17 protein-coding genes are annotated in these 17,072 nt (G+C 68.2%); 9 read left to right on the forward strand and 8 right to left on the reverse strand.

What is annotated here, in order from left to right; translation table 11 throughout:
• The first annotated feature begins 80 nt into the window (after positions 1–80).
• The 7 genes from ABD260_RS24095 (at position 81) to rpe (ending at position 7,564) form a co-directional block, all read left to right on the forward strand.
• The gene (locus tag ABD260_RS24095; RefSeq protein WP_344236585.1) at positions 81–995 is read left to right on the forward strand and encodes an ABC transporter ATP-binding protein; all 915 of its coding nucleotides are present in this window, start codon (positions 81–83) and stop codon (positions 993–995) included.
• Complete coding sequence (locus tag ABD260_RS24100) at positions 992–2,590, forward strand: ABC transporter permease (RefSeq protein ID WP_344236587.1); 1,599 nt, start codon at positions 992–994, stop codon at positions 2,588–2,590. Before ABD260_RS24095 ends, ABD260_RS24100 begins: the two co-directional genes overlap by 4 nt.
• Positions 2,591–2,698: 108 nt before the next feature.
• Positions 2,699–3,073, forward strand: coding sequence for a TIGR03618 family F420-dependent PPOX class oxidoreductase (locus tag ABD260_RS24105; RefSeq protein ID WP_344236589.1), 375 nt, complete (start codon positions 2,699–2,701; stop codon positions 3,071–3,073).
• Between the two features lie 19 nt (positions 3,074–3,092).
• The gene (gene cbiE, locus ABD260_RS24110) at positions 3,093–4,439 is read left to right on the forward strand and encodes a precorrin-6y C5,15-methyltransferase (decarboxylating) subunit CbiE (protein WP_344236591.1); all 1,347 of its coding nucleotides are present in this window, start codon (positions 3,093–3,095) and stop codon (positions 4,437–4,439) included.
• A 106-nt stretch (positions 4,440–4,545) separates the two neighbouring features.
• Positions 4,546–5,286 (forward strand): precorrin-4 C(11)-methyltransferase, encoded by a 741-nt coding sequence (gene cobM / locus ABD260_RS24115; RefSeq protein WP_344236593.1) that lies wholly within the window; start codon positions 4,546–4,548, stop codon positions 5,284–5,286.
• A 138-nt stretch (positions 5,287–5,424) separates the two neighbouring features.
• Positions 5,425–6,264, forward strand: a complete 840-nt coding sequence (locus ABD260_RS24120) for a precorrin-6A/cobalt-precorrin-6A reductase (protein ID WP_344236595.1) — start codon at positions 5,425–5,427, stop codon at positions 6,262–6,264.
• A gap of 634 nt (positions 6,265–6,898) precedes the next feature.
• Positions 6,899–7,564, forward strand: coding sequence for a ribulose-phosphate 3-epimerase (gene rpe, locus ABD260_RS24125; protein WP_344236596.1), 666 nt, complete (start codon positions 6,899–6,901; stop codon positions 7,562–7,564).
• On the opposite strand, the gene ABD260_RS24130 is transcribed toward rpe, so the two are convergent.
• Complete coding sequence (locus tag ABD260_RS24130) at positions 7,529–8,746, reverse strand: MFS transporter (protein ID WP_344236597.1); 1,218 nt, start codon at positions 8,744–8,746, stop codon at positions 7,529–7,531. The two genes, rpe and ABD260_RS24130, sit on opposite strands and share 36 nt — an antisense overlap.
• 35 nt (positions 8,747–8,781) lie before the next feature.
• On the opposite strand from ABD260_RS24130, the gene ABD260_RS24135 reads away from it, so the two are divergent.
• On the forward strand, positions 8,782–9,582 hold the full coding sequence (locus ABD260_RS24135; RefSeq protein WP_344236599.1) for an HAD-IIA family hydrolase: 801 nt from the start codon (positions 8,782–8,784) through the stop codon (positions 9,580–9,582).
• A gap of 13 nt (positions 9,583–9,595) precedes the next feature.
• On the opposite strand, the gene ABD260_RS24140 is transcribed toward ABD260_RS24135, so the two are convergent.
• From ABD260_RS24140 to ABD260_RS24170, 7 genes are all read right to left on the reverse strand, one after another.
• Positions 9,596–10,342 carry a polysaccharide deacetylase family protein gene (locus ABD260_RS24140; RefSeq protein WP_344236601.1) on the reverse strand — a complete coding sequence of 249 codons (747 nt, stop codon included), beginning with the start codon at positions 10,340–10,342 and terminating at the stop codon, positions 9,596–9,598.
• A 116-nt stretch (positions 10,343–10,458) separates the two neighbouring features.
• A complete protein-coding gene (locus ABD260_RS24145; protein ID WP_344236603.1) occupies positions 10,459–10,740 on the reverse strand; it encodes a hypothetical protein in 282 nt (93 codons plus the stop codon).
• A 39-nt stretch (positions 10,741–10,779) separates the two neighbouring features.
• Entirely contained in the window at positions 10,780–11,193 is a 414-nt protein-coding gene (locus ABD260_RS24150; RefSeq protein ID WP_344236605.1) for a polysaccharide deacetylase family protein, read from the reverse strand.
• 78 nt (positions 11,194–11,271) lie between these two features.
• The gene (locus ABD260_RS24155; RefSeq protein WP_344236607.1) at positions 11,272–12,009 is read right to left on the reverse strand and encodes an amino acid ABC transporter ATP-binding protein; all 738 of its coding nucleotides are present in this window, start codon (positions 12,007–12,009) and stop codon (positions 11,272–11,274) included.
• Positions 11,996–12,760, reverse strand: coding sequence for an amino acid ABC transporter permease (locus tag ABD260_RS24160; RefSeq protein ID WP_344236609.1), 765 nt, complete (start codon positions 12,758–12,760; stop codon positions 11,996–11,998). The genes ABD260_RS24155 and ABD260_RS24160 overlap by 14 nt, the downstream gene beginning before the upstream one ends.
• Entirely contained in the window at positions 12,760–13,611 is an 852-nt protein-coding gene (locus tag ABD260_RS24165) for a substrate-binding periplasmic protein (RefSeq protein WP_344236611.1), read from the reverse strand. The genes ABD260_RS24160 and ABD260_RS24165 overlap by 1 nt, the downstream gene beginning before the upstream one ends.
• Positions 13,612–13,816: 205 nt before the next feature.
• Complete coding sequence (locus ABD260_RS24170) at positions 13,817–14,602, reverse strand: DNA-binding protein (protein ID WP_344236613.1); 786 nt, start codon at positions 14,600–14,602, stop codon at positions 13,817–13,819.
• A 206-nt stretch (positions 14,603–14,808) separates the two neighbouring features.
• Here ABD260_RS24170 and ABD260_RS24175 point away from each other — a divergent pair, with 206 nt between their 5' ends.
• Positions 14,809–16,902, forward strand: coding sequence for a vWA domain-containing protein (locus tag ABD260_RS24175; protein ID WP_344236615.1), 2,094 nt, complete (start codon positions 14,809–14,811; stop codon positions 16,900–16,902).
• Positions 16,903–17,072: the final 170 nt, after the last annotated feature.

Below are 17,072 nucleotides of genomic sequence, written 5' to 3' on the forward strand. Positions count from 1 at the left end.
TGCGTCGCCGGATTACCTGACCTGTGAGAAACGTGTTAGCAAGATTCACAAACTTCTGAATGAAGTGTACGTTATGAAACATGACATCAGCCATCGTGGTCTCTGGACTGCACAAGTCGTACGGGAGTACGCACGCCCTCGACGGTCTCGACCTGGAAGTCGCGACCGGTGAGGTGCACGGCTTCCTCGGGCCGAACGGCGCCGGGAAGTCCACCACCATCAGGGTCCTGCTCGGACTGCTGCGGGGTGACGCCGGCGATGTCTCGTTGCTGGGCGGCGACCCCTGGCACGACGCGGCGAAGCTGCACCGGCGGCTCGCCTACGTACCCGGTGACGTCAACCTCTGGCCCAACCTGACCGGCGGCGAGGTGATCGACCTGCTCGGCCGGTTGCGCGGCGGTCTGGACGAGAAGAAGCGCGACGAACTGCTGCGCCGGTTCGACCTGGACCCGACGAAGAAGGGCCGGACCTACTCGAAGGGCAACCGGCAGAAGGTAGCCCTGGTCGCGGCACTCGCGTCGGATGTGGAGCTGCTGATCCTGGACGAGCCGACGTCCGGCCTGGATCCGCTGATGGAGGAGGTGTTCCGGCAGTGCATCGAGGAGGAGCACCAGCGCGACCGTACGGTGCTGCTGTCCAGCCACATCCTGTCCGAGGTCGAGGCACTGTGTGACCGGGTCAGCATCATCCGGAAGGGCAAGGTGGTCGAGACCGGCACACTGGCCGATTTGCGGCACCTCACCCGTACGTCGATCCACGCCGAGCTGGCCGGTTCACCGAACGGGCTGGCACAGCTGCCGGGCGTCCACGACCTGGATGTCGAAGGCAACCGGGTCCGCTGCGAGGTCGACACCGCGCAGCTCGACGCAGTGATGCGGCAGCTGTCCGCGAGTGGCATCAAGAGCCTGGTCGCGCAGCCGCCGACGCTGGAAGAGCTGTTCCTGCGTCACTACGAGGAAGACGTACCGGCTGAGCCTGAGGCGGCCGTGCGATGAACGACTTTGTCGGTACCGGAACCCTGGTGCGGCTCGCGCTGCGCCGGGACCGGCTCCTGATCCCGATCTGGATCCTGGTCTTCGTCATGTCGGCGGCCGGCTCGGCGAAGGCGTCCATCAACCTGTACTCCGACCCGAAAGCGCTGGCGGAAGCGGCACACACGTCCAATGCGTCACCGGCACTCGTGTCGCTGTACGGGCGCATCTTCGACGAGAACTCGCTCGGTGAGGTCTCACTGTTCAAACTGACGGCGTTCGGTGCGCTGCTGGTCGGACTGCTGGCCGGGATCCTGGTCGTACGGCACACGCGTACTGAAGAGGAGAACGGTCGACTCGAGCTGCTGAGCGCGGGCGTACTCGGCCGGTACGCCGCGCTGACTGCCGCACTGATCGTGTCGTCGGCGACTGTCATCGTGCTTGGTCTGGTGACCGCGTTGTCGTTGATGGGGAGCGGACTGGACACCAAGGGATCGTTCGCGTTCGGCCTGATGTGGGCTGCGGGCGGTCTGGCCTTTGCAGGCGTCGGCGCGGTGACTGCACAGGTCACAGAGAGCGCCCGCGCCGCGAATGGACTCACCGCGGTAGTGCTCGGCGTCGCGTACGTGCTGCGGGCTGTAGGGGATTCCGCGGCGGACGGTAGTACGCAATGGGTGTCGTGGCTGTCACCGATCGGTTGGGCGCAGCAGGTCCGCGCGTACTCGGGGGACCGGTTTGTCGTATTGCTGGTGCCGCTAGCGTTCTTGGGCGTACTGGTTGCTGCTGCGATCGCACTGATCCGGCGGCGCGACATCGGCGCCGGTCTGGTCCGGCCACGACCTGGTCCGCCGCGGGCTGCCGCATCACTGCGGTCACCGCTGGCGCTGGCCTGGCGCTTGCAGAAGGGCGCCTTGTACGGCTGGGGTTTCGCGTTCCTGTTACTCGGTCTGTTGGTGGGGAACATCGCCAGCAACGTCGATGGGTTCGCCAACAGTGCTAGTGCTCGCGAGATGATCCAGAAGATGGGTGGGGTCGAGGGGCTGACCGACGCGTTCCTGTCGACGGAGCTGGGTGTGATGGGGTTGCTGGCGTCGGCGTTCGGCATCCAGGCGGCGCTGCGGCTGCGGTCCGAGGAGACAGCACTGCGTGCGGAGCCTCTGCTGGCGACCGGGGTGACTCGGGCGCAGTGGCTGGCCAGTCACGTACTGATGGCCCTGTTCGGTACTGGTGCGCTGATCCTGATCGCGGGCCTCGGCTCCGGTGTCTCAAGTGGTGCCTCTCTGGGGAACATGGGTCACCAGATCCCCCGGATGCTGGCTGCGGCCGCTGTGCAGTTGCCGGCGATCTGGTTGGTCACTGCACTGGTCGTCATCCTGTTCGGTGCAGCGCCGAAGCTGGTGAGCGGGGGATGGGTGCTGTACGGCCTGTTCCTGCTGATCGGTCAGTTCGGGGAGCTGTTCAACCTGCCGCACTGGATGATCAACCTCAGCCCGTACGGTCACACGCCGCGGCTACCTGGCGGTGAGTTCTCGGTGACGCCGGTGCTTTGGCTGACCGCGATTGCTGCCGCGCTGACCCTGGCCGGGTTCGCCAGCTTCCGGCGGCGCGACATCGGCTGAGTACCGGTTCCTTTGTACGTGCTGGTGTACGTGCTGGTCTGAGGGGTCCAGCGCGGGCCGCCCCGCCCGGTCAGTTGCCGGGCGGGGCGGCTTGTTTACGATCGCTGCGTGTTTACTGACCAGCTGGCCGTGTTCTGGACCGAGCGGCATCTCTGCGTACTCAGTACGGTCCGGGGCGACGGGACCGTACATGCCACTCCGGTCGGAGCGACGCTGGATGGTGGTGTTGTACGGGTGATCTGCTCCGGGACGTCGTACAAGGCGCGGGTGATCCGGCGGCTGGGGGAGGCGTCGGTAGCGGTCACCCAGGTGGACGGGCGCCGCTGGAGCACGTTGGAGGGACGGGCCGTTGTCAGTGCTGATCCGGCACGGGTCCAGTTGGCCGAGCGCCTGTACGCCAAGCGCTACAAAGAGCCACGGGTGAATCCCGAACGTGTAGTCATCGAAATGACTGTGACAAAGGTCCTCGGCAATGCCGGCTGACGCCGGCGGAGGAGGCCGCGTGATCACCGTCGTAGGCATAGGAGCCGACGGCTGGCCCGGCCTGACTGAAGACGCCCGCACAGCTATCCACAACGCCCAAGTCCTCCTGGGCAGCACCCGCCAGCTAGCACTTCTCCCCACACACGATTCAAGCGATGTGGTGCAGGTCGCGTGGCCTTCGCCGTTGTCTGAGGCTCTTCCCCGGTTGTTGAAAGAGCACACGGGGAAGCGGATCTGCGTACTGGCAAGCGGTGATCCCACCTATCACGGCATCGGCACCACCCTGGTCCGTCTCCTCGGCCCCGACGCCGTACACGTCATCCCGCACCCGTCGAGCGTCTCCCTCGCCTGCGCCCGCCTCGGCTGGCCCCAGGACCAGATCCAGGTAGTCAGCCTCGTCAAGAACCCAGTCGAGCACCTACACCCCCACCTGGCTCCGGACCGCCGCATCCTCGTCCTCAGCCGCAACGCCCAAACCCCCGCGGAGGTAGCCCACCTCCTCACGGCCCGCGGCTACGGCGCCAGCCAACTGACAATCCTCGAACAACTAGCCGCCCCCACCGAACGCATCCGCACCACCCCCGCCACCAACTGGCCCACCCCCAACTCCTCCACCCCCTCCGCCCCCGTGAGCGCCACCCCCGACTCCGCCGCCCGCTCTGTCCCCGTGAGCGCCTCCGCGGACTCCGCCACCCCCTCCGCTCCCGACCCAACCGCCGGCGACCGGACTGCTCTCCCCGCGGGCTGGTCCGGTCCGGTCGACCCGCTCAACGTCATCGCCATCCACACCCCGGCGGACGCCCCGGTGCTCTCCACCTCACCCGGCCTCCCCGACGACACCTACGAAAGCGACGGCCAGCTCACCAAACGCGAGGTACGCGCCGTAACGCTCTCCCGCCTGGCCCCCGTCCCCGGCCAACTGCTCTGGGACATCGGCGGCGGCGCCGGCAGCATCGCGATCGAGTGGTCCCGCCACCACCCGTCCTGCCGCGCGATCGCCATCGAACGCGATCCCGCCCGCGCCGACCGCCTCGCCCGCAACGCCACCAACCTCGGCGTACCCGTCTCCATCGTCCAGGGCCCCGCCCCCGACGCCTTGGCGAATCTCGAACCCCCACACGCGATCTTCATCGGCGGCGGCGCCACCGCCCCCGGAATGATCGAGGCATGCTGGACCGCCCTCCGCCCCGGCGGCCGCCTGGTCACGAACGGCGTCACCCTCGAGACCGACGCCCTGATCACCCAATGGCACAAGCAGTACGGCGGCGACCTGATCCGCCTCGAAGTCCACCGCGCCGCCCCACTCGGCACCATGACCGCCTGGCGCCCCAGCCTCCCCGTAACCATCTGGAACGTGACCAAGTGACCCCACACCCAACAACCCCAAGCCCCGCCACGCGCCCCCACCTCAACTCCCCAACACCAAGCTCGTCCACGTCGCGCCGTGGCTTGATCGGATGGGGTTCTGCCGGATGACCGTTCACTTCATCGGAGCTGGTCCCGGTGCCGCGGATCTGATCACCGTACGCGGGCGTGATCTGATCGCCAGTTCACCCGTCTGCCTGTACGCCGGCGCGCTCGTACCCACCGAACTTCTCGACCACTGCCCACCCGGCGCCCGCAAGATCGACACCGCCGCGCTCACCCTCGACGAGATCATCGCCGAACTCGCCACCGCCCACGCGGCCGGCCAGGACATCGCCCGCCTGCACTCCGGCGACCCGTCCGTCTTCAGCGCGATGGCCGAACAAATGCGCCGCCTGGACGGACTCGGCATTCCGTACGACGTAACCCCCGGCGTACCCGCGTACGCCGCGGCCGCCGCCACGCTCAACCGCGAACTCACCGTCCCGGAAGTCGGCCAAACCGTCATCCTGACCCGCATCAGCGGCAGCGCCAGCGCGATGCCGGTCGGCGAGGACCTGGCCACCCTCGGCGCCTCGAAGGCAACCATCGTCCTGCACCTGGCCGTACAGCAGATCGACCGAGTCGTCGAAGAACTCCTTCCGCACTACGGTCCCACCTGCCCGGTCGCCGTCGTAGCCCGAGCCTCCCGCCCCGACGAACAAATCCTCCGCGGCACCCTCATCGACATCGCCGACCAAGTAAAGTCCGCCAACATCCGCCGCACCGCGGTAATCATCATCGGCCAAACCCTCACCGCCACAGCCTTCCGAGACAGCCACCTCTACTCCTCAACACGCGCCCGATGACCCCCATCGCGCCCCTCGTGTCCACCCGCCGTGCGGTACGTTCGTCCGCCCGTTGTGCGGTGCTGTCCGTCGGCGACCTCGCGGGGCACCTGACCCGGCACCTGCTGGTGCGGTCCGATCGGGTGGAGGGGAGTGGTGATGCGGATTCTGCTGCTCGGTGGTACCGGTGAGGCTCGCGCGCTCGCTCAACTGTTAGTTGCCAACGGCATCGACGTGATCTCCTCACTCGCCGGCCGCACCGCCGACGCCCGCTTGCCGGTCGGAACCGTCCGTACCGGCGGTTTCGGCGGTGCAGACGGCCTGACTGAATGGCTGCGTACCAACCCGGTGGATGCGATCATCGACGCCACCCACCCGTTCGCCACCCAAATCACTGCCAACGCAACCGAGGCCGCCGCCGCAACCGGCACCAGGCACCTCATCCTCCGCCGCCCCGGCTGGACCCCCACCACCGGCGACACCTGGCACTGGGCCAAAACCCACACCCAAGCCGCCACCCTCCTCCCAACCCTCGGCACCCGCCCCTTCCTCACCATCGGCCGCCAAAACCTCCCCACCTTCGCCCCAACCCCCCACACCACCACAACCGCCGGCCCGAGCCACACCCCACCGCCCGAGCACCTCGCACCGACTGACCACCTTCCGGTCGTCGGTTCCAAGCTGAGCGATCGTTCCTCGGTTGCTCAGCCGTGGGTTCTTGCCAGGTGTGTTGATCCGCCTGAGCCGCGACCGACCTGGTGCACCCTGTTGCTCGCCCGTGGTCCGTTCACGCTTGCCGACGAGTTGGCGATCCTCCGCGAACACCGCATCGACCTCCTCGTCACCAAGGACAGCGGCGGCCCAGCCACGGCACCCAAACTGAAAGCCGCCCGCCAGCTCCGTATCCCGGTCCTGATCATCCGCCGCCCACCCCTGCCGCGGGACGTACCAAGCGTCCCGACCCCCGAAGCCGCCCTCACCTGGACGCTACGCACTTAGTCCACCCACCCCACCGAGGTCACCCCGCCAACATCCACCCACCCCGGCCGCCGTCCACACGCCGACATCCATCCGCGACATCCATCCGCGACATCCGCCCACCCGCGGACATCCGTCCACCTCGCGGACATCCACCCACCCCGCGGACATCCACCCACCCCGCGGACATCCACCCACCCCGTGGACATCCGCCCGCTTGCCGAGATCCACCCGCCCCGGCGACGTCCGCCCCGCGGTACCGGTCGGCATTTGAGTGGTGAACCTGTGATCTTGCGTGTTCACCACCCGCATGAGGGCTGGGAACGGGCAACTTCAGGCGTTCACCACTCAAATGACCGGCCGGTGCGCGGAGGCCGGCTGGTGCGTGGGGACTGGCTGGTGTGCGGGGACTGGCTGGTATGTGCGGACCGGCCGGTGTGTGGAGGCCGGTTGGTGCGTGGGGACCGGCTGGTGCGTGGAGGTCGGTTGGTGCGTGGGGACCGGCTGGTGTGGGGTGATGGGCTGGTGGGTGGAGGGCGGTTGGTGTGTGGACCTCCCCGTGGCGGATATCAGTCGGCGGCGATCGGCTGGTGTGGGGAGGTTGGGCGGGGTACCGCGTGGTGGGGGTTGGGTGGGGGCTGGATAGATTGGCGGTATGGGGATTCAGATTGCGCCGAGTATCCTGTCGGCTGATTTTGCGCGGCTGGCTGAGGAAGCGGCGGCGGTGTCGAATGCGGACTGGCTGCATGTCGACGTGATGGACAATCATTTCGTGCCGAATCTGACCCTCGGCATGCCGGTGGTCGAGTCGCTGGCGAAGGCGGCCGGCACGCCGCTCGACTGTCACCTGATGATCGAGGACCCGGACCGCTGGGCGCCCGGCTATGTCGAGGCGGGTGCGTCCAGCGTCACGTTCCACGTCGAGGCCTGCCGCGCCCCGATCCGTACCGCCCGGGAGATCCGCGCCAAGGGCGCTCGCGCCGCGATGGCGCTGCGGCCGGCGACCCCGATCGAGCCGTACGAGGATCTGCTGTCCGAGCTCGACATGATCCTGATCATGACCGTCGAGCCGGGTTTCGGCGGGCAGAAGTTCCTCGACGTGTGCGTACCGAAGATCCGGCGTACGCGGCAGCTCCTTGACAAGCACGGTCTGGATCTGTGGATCGAGATCGACGGCGGCATCTCCGCGGACACGATCGAACAGTGCGCCGAAGCCGGCGCCGACGTGTTCGTGGCCGGCTCAGCCGTGTACGCGGCCGAGGACCCGAACGCGATGGTCGATCGGCTACGCGGTCTCGCCGAGAAGGTCACCGACCGCTAGCTCCGGCGCGGGTGCTTGCTCCGGCGGCACCCGCACCAGCAGCACCGTCGACACCGCCGCGAGGACAGCGGCGAGCACCCACACGTACCGCACGCCGAATGCCTCGATCAGCGCACCGGAAACCGCGGCACCGATCGCCGAGCCGACGGTCGCCATGCTCGCCATCCAGCCGAACATCTCGGTCCGCGCGTTGTCCGGCGTCAACGCACCCAGCCGCCCGTACAGCGCACCGATCGCCGGCGCCAGCGTCAGCCCGGACACCGCCAGCGCGATGCCGAGTGACACCGATGACCAAGTCGCGAACACGCACAGCAGCATCCCGGCCGTGACCAGCACGGCCCGGCGCCACAGGTACGACGCGCGCCGCCCCGGCAATGCGCCCGCGACCGCGCCGCCGATGAGGCTGCCGAACGCCCAGACGGCCTCGAGGATCCCCGCGATCAACCGCTGACCGTGCTCGTCCGCGTACGCGACGATGGCCAGCGAGATTCCGCTGAATGACATGATCCACAAGCCGAACGCGAGGATCAGCGGTAACCGATGCCGGTGCCAAAGCAACTGGCCCGCGCTCAACGGCGCTTCGGGGTTCGCGCCGTGGGGGAGCGGCCTGGGTTGTCGAAGCGCATACCACCAGATGAAGACCGCTGACATGGCCGCCGCGAGCAGTACGCCGAGCCGTGGGTTGGCGACACTCACCGCCGTCGCACCGAGCATCGGCCCGGCCATGAATAGCAACTCTTGAGCGGTCGCATCAACCGAGTACGCCGTCCGGAGCGCGGGCCCCTCCACGACCCGCGGCCAGGCTGCACGCAACGTCTGCGACACCGGCGGTACGAAGGCACCGGCCAGCGCGGCGAGAACGGGTAGCAACCGGAACATGGAGGCAGGCAGCACCGCGATCCCGACGAGCATGACGCTCCACGCGATCCCGGTCACCAGCAGTACGCCACGAGGCCCGCGACGGTCGGCTGTCCGTGACCAGAGTGGCCCGGCGACCGCCGTACCTACCGCGTACGACCCCGCTACAACACCCGCCCAACGGAACGAGCCGCTCGCGTCCTTCGCCAGGAACGCGATCGGCACCGTCGTCGCCAGCATTGGCAGGCGCGCGAGCAGCGACGACACCAGCAGCGTCATCACGCCCTGTGCCCGCCACAACGCTCGGTAACCAGCCAGTTCCATGGCCGTAGTCTTCCCCAGGCCACCGACAATTTACGATGGGTTATGTGACGGACCCCAAACCGGTGGAGAGCTGGTTGACGGACATGGACGGCGTGCTCGTGCACGAGGAGCGCGCCATCACCGGTGCCAGCGAGTTCATCGCGGCCCTGGAGTCGTCCGGCCGCAAGTTCCTGGTGCTGACCAACAACTCGATTTTCACGCCGCGCGACCTCCGCGCCCGGCTGCTGGCCACCGGGATCGACATCCCGGAAACGGCGATCTGGACCAGCGCCCTCGCGACCGCGCAGTTCCTCGACGACCAGCGTCCCGGCGGCACGGCGTACGTGATCGGCGAGGCCGGCCTGACCACGGCGCTGCACGAAGTCGGGTACGTGCTGACCGAGCGCGACCCCGACTACGTGGTCCTCGGCGAGACCCGGACGTACTCGTTCGAGGCGATCACCAAGGCGATCCGGCTGATCTCCGACGGCGCCCGCTTCATCGCCACGAACCCGGACCCGACCGGCCCGTCCACCGAGGGACCACTGCCCGCGACCGGCTCGGTGGCCGCCCTGATCACCCGCGCGACCGGCGTCGCACCGTACTTCGTCGGCAAGCCGAACCCGCTGATGATGCGCAGCGCGCTGAACCGGATCGAGGCGCACTCCGAGACCACGGTGATGATCGGCGACCGGATGGACACCGACATCATCAGCGGCCTCGAAGCCGGCCTACGGACCATCCTCGTGCTGTCCGGTTCGACCGGCGGGCACGAGGTGGAGCGCTTCCCGTACCGGCCGACCAGAGTGGTCGAGTCGATCGCCGACGTCGTACCGCTGGTCAGCGCCCTGTCCTAGCGCCCTGCGGGCACTAGCAGCTCAAAGTACGGAACCCGTAGCCCTGCGCCTTCAGGCTCTTCAGGATGGCCGGCAGCGCGGCCACGGTCTGACTGCGGTTGCCGCCGCCGTCGTGCATCAGGATCACCGACCCGTTGTGTACGTTCTTCAGCACCCGCTGCACAATCGCCGCGGCACCCGGTTTCGTCCAGTCCCGCGAGTCGACGGTCCACACCACCAGGTCCTTGCCCATCGCCTTGGCACGCTGCCGTACGGCCGCGCTGACTCCGCCGTAGGGCGGTCGCAGACAAGCCGGCGTACGCCCGGTCTGGGCCTGGATCGCCTGATCGGTCGACCCGACCTGCTGCTGGAACGCCGCCGCACCGAGCTTACGCAGATCGGCGTGCGACCAGGTGTGGTTCTGCACGCTGTGACCGGCTTCGTGGATCTTCTTGGTCAGCTCCGGGTGCTTGTGGACGTTCTCACCGACCTCGAAGAACGTCGCCTTCGCCTCGTACGCGGCCAGAACTCCGAGCACCTTCGGGGTGTACTCGGCGTCCGGGCCGTCGTCGAAGGTCAGCACCACGTACTTCGCGGGCAGCGGCGCCGGACTGGGCTTGGCCGCGGCGGGCGCTTTCGGGTCCGCGGCCGAACTGGGCGCGTTCGGATCGGCCGGCGACTTCGCGGCGGCGACCACGACGATGCCGATCACCGCACTGACCACCAGCATCATCGCCAGGCCGACCATCCGGTTCCCGGCACGCGTCAAACGTACGTCCATGGTCCCCCCAGGGCGGTGGGTGGTTCACATCCTCACGGACCAACCCTGGGTCAACCGGCGCCGAAAGCCAGCGCCCACGCCGCTGCCGCGGTCACGAGTCACGGATACCGGACGCGCTACGTGCAGGACATCGTGGTGAAGCCGAAGCCTCTGGCCTTGAGCGTCCGCAGGATCGTGAGCAGCGCGGCCACGGTCTGACTGCGGTTGCCGCCGCCGTCGTGCATCAGGATCACCGATCCGTTGTGTACGTTCGCCAGCGCCCGCCGCACGATCGTCGACGTACCAGGGCGGGACCAGTCGCGGGTGTCGATCGTCCACAACCGGATCTTCTTGCCGAGTGCGGCGGCCCGTCGGGTGACCTGCTTGTTCGTACTGCCGTCCGGCGGCCGGAGGCACATCGGGATGTAGCCCAGCTGGGTACGGATGACCCGGTCCGTCTACTGCACCTGGGACCTGAACACAGCCGCGGAGACGTGCCGGAGGTCCGGGTGCGACCAGGTGTGGTTCTGCACGCTGTTGCCCTGCTGGTACACCCGGCGGGTCAGGTACGGGTAGCGGGCGACGTTCTGCCCGATCTCGAAGAACGTGGCCCGCGCTCCGTACGCGCGCAGGATCTTCAGCACCTGCGGGGTGTACGTGCTGGGGCCGTCGTCGAAGGTGAGGTAGACGTACTTGCGGGCAGCGTGCGTCGCCGTGACCGTACTCGCGGGCTTACTGGTTGCCGCGGCGGTCTTGCTGCGCGGTGTGGCTGCCAGGACGAGTCCGGCCGCGATCAAGGCGATCGCGACCACCGCGATGACGAACCGGCGGGACCACAGCGCGCCGGCGAGGGCTCGACGGTCCACAGACATCGCTACCCCCAGGTGTAGCCGGCTCTGGAACTGGGTCCTTTCCATCCTGCGCCTCGGCGAGCTCCGGCGCCAGGGGGGTCAGAGCACTTGGGCGAGGAACTGCCGCAACCGTGGCGAGTCGGCGTCGGTGAAGATCTGCTCGGGCACGCCCGACTCGACCACCACGCCGTGGTCCATGAACGCGACCTGATCGGCGACCTCGCGCGCGAACCCCATCTCGTGCGTGACCACGACCATCGTCATCCCGGCCTGCGCCAGGTCCGCCATCAAGGCCAGCACGCCCTTCACCAGCTCCGGGTCGAGCGCGGAGGTCGCCTCGTCGAACAGCATCACCTCGGGCTGCATCGCCAGCGCCCGCGCGATCGCTACGCGTTGCTGCTGGCCCCCGGACAGGTTCCCGGGGCGCGATCCGGCCTTGTGCGCGAGGCCGACCAGCTCCAGCTGGGTCCGCGCCGCGGCCTGCGCCGCCTCGGTGTCGAGTTTCTTGATCTTGCGCAGCGGAAGCGTGATGTTGTCGAGCACGCTCTTGTGCGGGAACAGGTTGAAGTGCTGGAACACCATCCCGATCCGGCGCCGGAGCGCGTCCGGATCGCTGGTCAGCGCGGACTCGCCCCCGAGCCGGATGTCGCCAGCGGCCGGCTCGAGCAACCGGTTGATCGCGCGCAGCAGCGTGGACTTCCCGGACCCGGATGGGCCGATCACGCAGGCGGTGTGCCCAGCCGGCACGGCGAGGTCGACGCCGCGCAGGACCTTGTTGCTACCGAACGCGAGCTCGACGCCGGCCACTTCCAGGCTTGCGCCCTCAACGGTTTGCATGCGCGAGCTCCTCCAGCGCCGGGTCGTCGGGACCCTCGGACGCGGCCGGGCGGCCTTCCCGCAGCCGCTTGTCGAAGTAGTTGACCAGGTGCGTCAACGGAACCGTGATCACCAGGTAGAAGATCCCGGCCAGCAGCAGCGGCGACAGGTTGCCGTCGGTCGCGGCCGCGTCCTGGCCGATCCGGAACAGCTCCCGCTGGCTGGCGAGCAGGCCGAGGAAGTACACCAGGCTCGACTCCTTCACCAGCGCGATGAACTGGTTCACGAGCGCCGGCAGCACACGCCGTACGCCCTGTGGGATCACGACCAGCCGCATGCCCGAGGTGTAGCCGAAACCGAGCGCGCGGGCCGCCTCGAGCTGGCCCTTCTCGACGCTCTGGATGCCGGAACGGAAGATCTCGCCGATGTACGCGGCGGCGATCAGCGAGAGCGCGAGGATGCCGAGCGGGTACGGGTTCGGGCCCCACCAGTGCCGGGTGATGGGGGACAGGCCCTGACCGATCAGCAGGATGGTCAGGATCGCCGGCAGGCCACGGAAGATGTCGGTGTAGATCTTCGCCGGCCAGCGCAGCCACCGCTTCGTGGACAGGGCGAGGACCGCCACGATCATGCCGAGCACGGTGCCCAGCACGACCGAGGCGGCCGCCAGAATCAGGGTGTTGACCAGTCCCACCTTCAGCATCTCGGGCAGGACCGCTTTCATCGCCTCCCCGTCGAGGAAGGTGTCACGCAGGGTGGACCAGATGTCCATCAGGCTTTGGGAGCCGTGAACTTGACCGACCCGCTGCCCGGCTTGAAGTTCGCCGGCACGGCGCGGCCCGGGTAGTACTTCTCGACCAGCTTGGTCCAGGTGCCGTCGGCGATCACCTCGTCGAGCGCCTTGTTCACGGCCTCGCGGAGCTTGTCGTTGCTCTTCGCCACCGCGAACGCCATCGGCGCGTCACTGAGCTCCTTGGCAGCCAGGATGACGGTGCCGCCGCCCTGCTCCTTGGCCATCTTCTCGCCGATCTCGGCCGGTGAGACCCAGGCGTCCGCGGTACCGGCCTTGAGCTGACCGAGCGCGGCGTTGTAGTTGGGGACGCGTACCGGGTTGAGGTTCTTCTGGGTGGCGTAGTCGTCCTGGACGGTGCCCTGTACGACCACCACGCGCTTGCCCGGCAACTGGTCGAACGACGTGATGCCGGACGTCTTGGTGGTGTTCAGGCCGAGGTAGCCGAAGTCGTACCCATTGCTGAAGGCAACCGTCTTCTTCCGTGCCTCGGTGATCGTGATCGACGAGCTGCCGAGGTCGTACTGGCCGCCGTTGACCTGGGACAGCAGCGCGGAGAAGTCGGTGCCGACGAACTCGGGCTTCAGGTTCAGCTTCGCCGCCACCGCGCTGATCAGGTCGTTGTCGAACCCGGTGAACTTGCCGTCCTGGACGTACACGTTCGGCGGCGCGTCGGTCAGCGTCCCGATCCGCAACGTGCCGGACTTGATCAGCCCGAGGTCCGGGCCGCTCCCGGCGTCCTTCTGATCGCTGCCGCAGGCAACCATCGATACCGCCAGCGTGACTGCTCCCGCTACCGCGACAACCCGCCGAAAAGCGCCGAACGCGCGCACAACCGTCTCCTCACACACTCAACGAACGCAGGACGATCCGCCCCACCGCCGCAAGCCAACACCACACCCGGCCGGACGATTCCGCACCGACAAAGGATGAGACGGGCGTTAATGTCTACTTTTCTTGTGCTACATCCATGGGTTGAAGTGGCCGGCTGGTGACCCGTTGCGGCAGCGGGGTCGGCGCAGCGTGACGGCGGCTGGTTCAGCCGTGATGTTGCTCATAGTGGGCAAGGGCGTCCGCGGTTCTCCCGGTCCCGTACGCCAGGAGCAACTCGGCCAGCCCGGGTGACTCCGCTTCCACTGCCCGCGCCGCCTGCTGGATCTCGTCCGCCGAGGCGACTTCGCGCAGAAGATCCTGGATCGCCCGTACGACAGCCCGGGCCGTCGCCCCTTCGTCGACCCGCATCCCCACGGCAGCCGGCCACGCGGTTTGCATGCCCGGTGCAACATTCGCCCCGGCACCACCCGGCACCTGCCCGGGCGCCGCGGGCAACTGCCCATCCAGCCCAGCCGGACCCCCAGCCCCCAAAGCTCCTCCGGCCCCAGCTCCTCCGGCCCCAGCGCCCCCGGCCCCAGCACCCCCGGCACCCGCGCCTCCAGCGGCCCTGGCTCCGGCAGCTCCGGCTCCAGCGCCGCCGGTCCCCGCTGCTCGTGCCACGCGGGAAGTCGGGCCGGAGGTCGTCAGGCCGCCGGTGGTCTCTCTGATCCGGTCCAGCGAGCACTCGATGTCGAGCTCGTTGATCTCGTTCGCGATCGCCAGATCCGCCAGCTCCGACGCCGCGCGCAGCCGCGACACGACTCCCGGGTTGCCGATCTTCACCCGCTGCGCGCTGACCAGCTGGGACAGCATCGGCGCGGACATCCCGATCACCTGCGCGAGTCCGCCCTGCGTCAGCTTGAGTGGCGCCAGGATCCGCCGCACCGTCTCCCCGAGCGGCTCACCGTACAACTCGATCTGCTGCTGGATGTTGTGCGCTGTCTGATCCATCGCTCCGACTTCCTTCCCCGGCCGCCAGCGTGCCGCCTGTGGTCATCTTTGCACTTGCGAACGCAAATTTCCAGTCGCGAAGACCTCGCTCCGTGGATCTTGCCGGCACGCTCCGAAGCGTGTTGCAAGCTGCGAAACAAGGGATTTGACATTTGCAATCGCAAACTGAAAGAGTTTGCGGCAGCGAATCCCACTCGGAGGAAACGATGACGACTCACCACAGGCATCGCCGCCCAGCGGTGCTGGCGCTTCTCGCCGTCACCCTGACCGCGCTGCTGGCCGGCCTGGCCGCACCGACCGCGATGGCCGATCCCGAGCCCGGCGCCGAAGCCGGCAAGATGGTCCTCGTGCTGGACTCGTCCGGCTCGATGAAGGAGCCGGCCGGCGACGGCAAGACCAAGATCGTCGCCGCCCGCACGGCGTTGACCCAGGTGGTGAACAAGCTTCCCGAAGGCGCCCAGGTCGGCCTGCGGGTGTATGGCGCGACCGTGTTCAAGCGCACCGATCCCGGCGCCTGCACCGACACCCAGCTGACCGTCCCGATCGGGACGGGCAACCGGCCACAGCTGCAGGCCGCGATCGCCAAGTACAAGCCGTTCGGCGAAACCCCGATCGGGTACTCGCTGCAGGAAGCCGCCAAGGATCTCGGCTCGAGCGGCCAGCGTTCCATCGTGCTGGTCTCCGACGGTGAGTCGACCTGCGCGCCCAACCCGTGCGTGGTCGCCAAGAACATCGCCAAGCAGGGCATCGACCTGAAGATCGACGTCGTCGGGTTCCGGGTGCAGGGCAAGGCCCGGAGCGACCTGCAGTGCATCGCCCGGGAGGGCCGCGGCGACTACTACGACGCGGATTCCACGATCGACCTCGAGGCCGGGCTGGGCAAACTCTCCACCCGTGCGTTCCGCCCGTTCCGGATTTCCGGGACGCCGGTGCAGGGCACCGCGACGCCGCAAGACGCGCCGACCGTCGCCCCGGGGCTGTACTCGGACGACTTCGACCTGCTGGACCAGCCGAAGCACTTCGTGATCAAGCGGACGATGACGGGCTCGACCCTGCGTGCCGGGCTCAGCTTCCGCCGGCCGGCCGGTGCCACCAGCCTGGTCATCCAGACCGAGCTCCGGCTTGCGACCCCTGACGGCAAGGACTGCGGTCGCAGCTTCCCCCGGGTCCAGGACGGCGATCAGGGCTTCGCCACCGGTACGGCGTCGAGCTGGTCGAAGTTCGACAAGATCAACAAGGAATGCTCCGAGGCCGAGCAGCTGATCCTGACGGTCGACCCGGGCAAGGACTTCCGGGAGATCAAGGAGGTCCCGTTCGAGCTGCGGATCGACGAGGAGCCGCCGGTCGAGGAGACCAAGACGCTGCCGGCCAAGGCGGACGACCCGACCTGGTCGCCGATGCCCGTGACCACCCCGCGCGAGATCGTGCCCGGATCGAGCTTCCCGGACGCCCCGCTGCTGGTGCCGGGTACGTACAAGACCACGCTGCTTCCCGGCGAGCTGCAGATCTACAAGATCAAGGCCGACTGGGGCCAGCGGATTCAGGCCCAGGCGACGGTGTCGCAGCAGTCCAAGGCGATGGGCAACCTCATCGGCCTGCGGTACCTCGACACGGCGGTCATCTCGCCGGCCGGTGAGGAAGCCTTCGCGGTCTTCCCGAAGAACGTCCCGGGTGCCCCCGGCGGGAAGCGCGGCGTGCTGACCGGCAAGGGCGTCACCCAGGCGATCACCACCAAGGAGATCCGCTACCTGAACCGGGACGGCGCCAACAACTCCGACACCGGCACCTCGACGCCCGGCGTGTACTACATCGTCGTCTCGATGACCCGAAAGGCCGAAGACCGGTCCTTCACGGTCCCGATGACGCTGACGGTCGGTGTCCCGGGTACGGCCGGTGCCGGCAAGCCGCAGTACGTCGACGGCGCCACCCCGGTCTCTGGTGACTCGGTCACCCCGACGCCCAGCGAGACCCCAACCGAGTCTCCGTCCACCTCGGCCGGCACGGGTGACAAGACCGAGGCAGGGCCCCCGGTTCAGGGCACGAACGACAGCAACACCGACGACGGCACCCCCGTAGCCCTGGTAGCCGGCCTGGGCGGTGGCGGCGTGCTCCTCCTCCTGCTAGGCACGCTCGCAGTCCTCCGCCTCCGCAAGAAGCCGGCCCCCACCTACCCCGGCGCCCCCGCTCCCTACCCGGGTGCCCCCGGCCCGCACCCCGGCGCCCCGCACAACCCGAACCAACACCCCAACCAGTACCCGCCCAACCACCCCAACCAGAACGGCCCCCAGCCGCCACGCTGACACCCAGCCGTTCAACCAACTGAGAAGCCCGGGACACACCCTGTGTCCCGGGCTTCCTCATGTTGACGGTACGACCCAATCCCCAAACCGGTTTGGGGTGTGTAACCGTCGATTCGAGGAGTGCAACCCTCCCCACACCACGTACACAACCACCCCAAACGGTTTGGGGC

The organism is Kribbella hippodromi (genome assembly GCF_039531045.1).
Taxonomy (GTDB): domain Bacteria; phylum Actinomycetota; class Actinomycetes; order Propionibacteriales; family Kribbellaceae; genus Kribbella; species Kribbella hippodromi.